This is a genomic window from Paenibacillus oryziterrae (assembly GCF_042610485.1).
Classification (GTDB): Bacteria; Bacillota; Bacilli; order Paenibacillales; family Paenibacillaceae; genus Paenibacillus_AQ.
Window position 1 is genome coordinate 1 of record NZ_JBGJZO010000047.1, and the last position, 4,598, is coordinate 4,598.

The 4,598-nt window shown below is 44.3% G+C and carries 2 protein-coding genes; both read left to right on the top strand.

Annotated features, from left to right (window positions below; genetic code table 11):
* Positions 1 to 276: 276 nt before the first annotated feature.
* Complete coding sequence (locus ACAN55_RS24065) at positions 277 to 630, top strand: hypothetical protein (protein WP_379139110.1); 354 nt, start codon at positions 277 to 279, stop codon at positions 628 to 630.
* 34 nt (positions 631 to 664) lie between these two features.
* A partial coding sequence (locus tag ACAN55_RS24070) for a beta strand repeat-containing protein (protein WP_379139112.1) occupies positions 665 to 4,598 on the top strand: 3,934 nt, incomplete at its 3' end.

Consider the following 4,598-nt stretch of genomic DNA (forward strand, 5'->3'; position numbering starts at 1 on the left):
TAACCAGAGCCGAGGTGGCGGTAATTGTAAGAAGATTACTCCAGAAATCCAACCTTATTTAATACGATATATCAGAAAAGAAACAAAGGCCTCTGCAGTGTGAATGCAGAGGCCTTTGTTTAGTTCACTGAGAAGCGCAACCGTCTATCTGACTCCAAAAGGAGCTGTCCCAAGCAACCATTTCATGGCTTATGGGACAACCCCTTCGTTTAGGTTCAATTTAGAAAGAGTGTTCTAGAATGATACAAACGGTGCTATTGGGAGGTGAGATTACCCATGAAATATATCATTGCTGACCCGGATGGGCAAAGCAATATTGAATTAAAGAATATATTGGATGACATCGATATATTGGATTTCAAAGGAAGTTTCACCACTATTGGTGCGGCGGGAAAAAGTATACGCGGAGAACCTCCCGAAATTGCTTTTATCAGGATAGGTAAAGCGGAATTGAATGCTTATCAGCTGGTTGGTGAGATTCGAGAACATAATCTATCATCAAAAATTATTTTCATAAGTAACAACGGAGAATATGCTGTACAAGCTTTTGAATATGAGGCAGATGGGTTTTTATTGGTGCCTTTTAACGGGGAACAAATTAAGCATTTGTTGTTGAGATGTATGAAGTAGAGAAGAACTTATATACAAAGAGGAGAACAATTTGATGAGAAAGAAACGGTTTATGATTTTATTATTGGTATTAGCAATGATCACCGTCATGTTACCCACAGGATTACCTGTGTATGCGGCGAGTGACCCTGGCAACTATATTTTTGATATATCTGAGGGGGATATTACGGTAGCGGCGGGTACAAATGCGAACACTGTCAAGGTTACTTATGGTGCATCTCAGGTCCAAGACGATATTCCTAAAACAAGCCAAATAACCATAATAGGCACAACTACGACGAATGCAGTTGTGGTAAATAATGTAACAGCGCATATTACTCTAAGTGATGTGAATATCCAAGAAACGGTTAATGGTCTCTGCGCTTTTTCGCTTTTGAATGGCGGTTTCTCCGATGTGGAACTTACTTTGGTGGGGAGTAATATTCTAAAGAGCGGTAACAATGCACCGGGTTTAAAAGCGGGATGGAGAGCAACCTTAACCATTCAAGGTACTGGTTCACTCAATGTAACGGGCGGTCAATATTCAGCAGGCATTGGCGACGGGAATAACCAATCAGGCGGCAATATCACTATTGTAGGTGGCACGGTCACCGCGATAGCGGGCAGCGGTGGAGCCGGAATCGGCGGCGGCAGTGCTGCTAATGGTACATATGTCGGTAAGGCTATATCCATATCGGGTGGCACAGTCTACGCACAAGGCACAGATGGTGGAGCAGGCATCGGGGGCGGAGCGCAAAGTGGTGGTCACAACGTAGATGGTGGCACCATCAACATATCAGGTGGTACAGTCACCGCGAAAGGTAGCATGGGTGGAGCAGGTATCGGGGGAGGCGGCAACCTGTCTTCTGGAGGAGGAGCAGGTGGCCTCATCAATATATCAGGTGGTACGGTCACTGCAATCGCTGATAATAATGGAGCAGGCATCGGGGGCGGCGGTGCGAATAGTTCTGGAGGAGCAGGTGGCACCATCAATATATCAGGTGGCACGGTTACTGCAACCGGTGGGTTATCTGGAGGCGCGGGTATCGGTGGCGGCAAAACCGGAGCAGGCGGCACCATTACCATCGCTGACGTAGCAACAATAAAAACGACTTCCGCGAATACAGTCCAACCTGCCATTTATACAGCAAGCGGCAGTCTTGAAGCGGCAAGTACAGCAAGAGTGTTGATGGCGAATTATACAACTCAAAAGGTGGCAAACACAAACACCAGTGTTTACGTTAAATCACCTTTTTCGTTACACCAAAGCTTTGCCCCAACTAATGGGTACAAATCTATAGCTTTCACGGTGCCGTCAAACAGCACTTATCAGCTTAAGACTGCGGGTAGTTTACAGAAACATACTTCGGGTTCCAGTTCAGATTTTGATATTGCAGGTGCAGGACTCACAGTATTTAGTAATGTAGCAGTGGATCCGGATGAGGCCATAGTAGCAACAGTCAAAGGCCTGATTGAGGGTGCAACATATACAATGACTCAGATAGCGGCAACAGATGAAGCTGCGGTAAAAGCAGAAATTGAAGCTAAGATTACTGCCTTAGCTCTGAATGGTGTGGCAACGTCGGTAACAAAAGTACTCTACACGCCGGCAATAGCAGGAGCCGCAGGAACACCTGCCGGAACAAACGGAACCTATACCTTCACGGTTGACTTGTCCAAAGGAGAAGTAACGGCAACATCAGTACAAAAGACAATGACAATAACAGCAACAGCGTATAACTCAACATCACAAGACAATATAGATATAGAAGCAGCAAAAGCAGCGATAGAAGCTAAGATTGCTACCCTAGCTCTGGATGGTGTAGCAACATTCGTTACAAAAGTACTCTACACGCCGGCAATAGCAGGAGCCGCAGGAACACCTGCCGGAACAAACGGAACGTATACCTTCACCGTAGATTTGTCAAAGGGAGCAGCAACTGCTACAACCGAAACCTTGACAATGACAATAGCAAATCTTTGGACAGATCATGGTAATTATGATTTAGATTTATATAACGCACTTGTGGCGGGAACAACAGATAATACAATTGAAATCTCAACTCCACAGCAGCTTGCAGCGGTCGCGAAGGCTGTAAATGATGATGTAGAAACCTTTTCTGGGAAAGAGGTTGTTTTGGCGCAGGATATCGATTTAAGCGCTCATAATTGGGATCCTATCGGTCATAGTACTAGTTATCAGGGGGATTTTGATGGTAATGAGCATACTGTCAGCAATATGAATATAATGGGGGAATATCGAGCGGCCGGCTTATTTGGAGCTGTGAGTGGTCAGGATGATGAAGCAGAACATATAGTTATTCAAAATGTTACAGTTGATGGAACGATTAGCGCATCTGGTGAAATATATGCCGTTGGCGGTATAGCCGGTATTGGGTCAAATGTTGAATTCATAAACTGCAATAATGGTGTTTCCATTTCAGTAGTAGCTGCGGTGATGGATTGGGGGGACTCAGACATAGATACTACTTGTGTAGCTGGTATTGTGGGATTAGGATATAAGGCAAACATAACAGACAGTACCAACAAATCGAATGCAACAATTAATGTTGAGTCAACCAGCAGCTTAGTAGGTGGCATCATAGGATTGGGTAATGAAAGTACTACGATCTCAAATTCTGTAAACCATGGAACGGTAGTAGCTAAAGATACCGATGGTGGTATGGAAAGTGGGGCTGGTGGCATTGCTGGTGTTAAAGGTAAGGGTACGAGTATAATCAATTGCTATAACACGGGGGATGTATCCACGGAGGGTTCAGAATGGACAGGCGGAATTGCAGGAATAATTGTAACAGGCGGATTTGCAAGGACAATTGAACCGAGCGGAGACGGGGTAGTAAAGAACTGTTATAGTATTGGGCAACTCACGGTGGATACTAACGGTGTGAAGGGCGGAATAGCAGGGTTTGGGTTAATTGATAATGATGACTTGACTGACTGCAGCTATCTGGATAGTACAGCGACATATGCTTATTATAGTATGGATGATGATATGAGTGCCGGCAATCCTATAACACTTAATGGTGCGGCAAAAACCACAGAACAGATGAAAGATGCTACTTATCTTGAGGAACTAAATAATTGGGTTAGTAACAATCCTCTGAATGGTGTAGCACTAAAAACTTGGAAACAACAAGCAGACGTTAACGATGGCTATCCTTCTTTTTTCAATAGTCCATCAGATGCTAATACATTAGCAACCGTCAAGGGTCTGATAGAAGGTGCTTCCTATACAATGACACAGGCAGCGGCAATAGATGAAGCTGCAGTAAAAGCAATGATTGAAAGAGTAATCTCAGGATTAGCTTTGAATGGTGCAACAACATGGGTAACAAAAGTACTCTACACGCCTGCAACAGCAGGAGCTGCAGGAACACCAGCTGGAATAAACGGAACTTATACCTTCAGGGTTGGCTTGTCAAAAGGAGCTGCAACAGCAACAACGGCGACCTTGACAATGACGATAACAGCAACATCATATGTAGAACATTCCAGTGGTGGCGGTGGTTCTAACATACCAGTAATCCAACCTATTTCGGGTGCGGATATCCTTGTAAACGGTGATGTTGTACAGGCAGGAACTACGGTAGATACCAAAGTAGGAGAACGAACAGTTACAACCATAACTATTGATGAGAAAAAACTGGAGCAGAAGCTGATGGCAGAAGGCGATAAGGCGACTGTGACAATTCCTGTTAAAACAACCTCTGATGTAATCATTGGTGAGCTTAACGGTCAGATGGTTAAGAATATGGAACATAAGCAAGCTGTAGTCGAGGTTAAAACAGATGTAGCTACATACACTCTTCCGGCACAGCAAATCAATATTGATGCCGTTTCCGGGCAACTGGGTACGGCCGTAGAACTTAAGGATATCAAAGTGGCTATTGAAATCGTAAAACCAGCACAGGAGACAATGAAAATTGTTGAAAACGCAGAGAAGGCTGGCCAATTCACGATCATTGCTC

What these genes read in the sequence shown, in the direction of transcription:
- ACAN55_RS24065 (WP_379139110.1), top strand. Translation starts at nt 277, where the DNA reads ATGAAATATATCATTGCTGACCCGGATGGGCAAAGCAATATTGAATTA.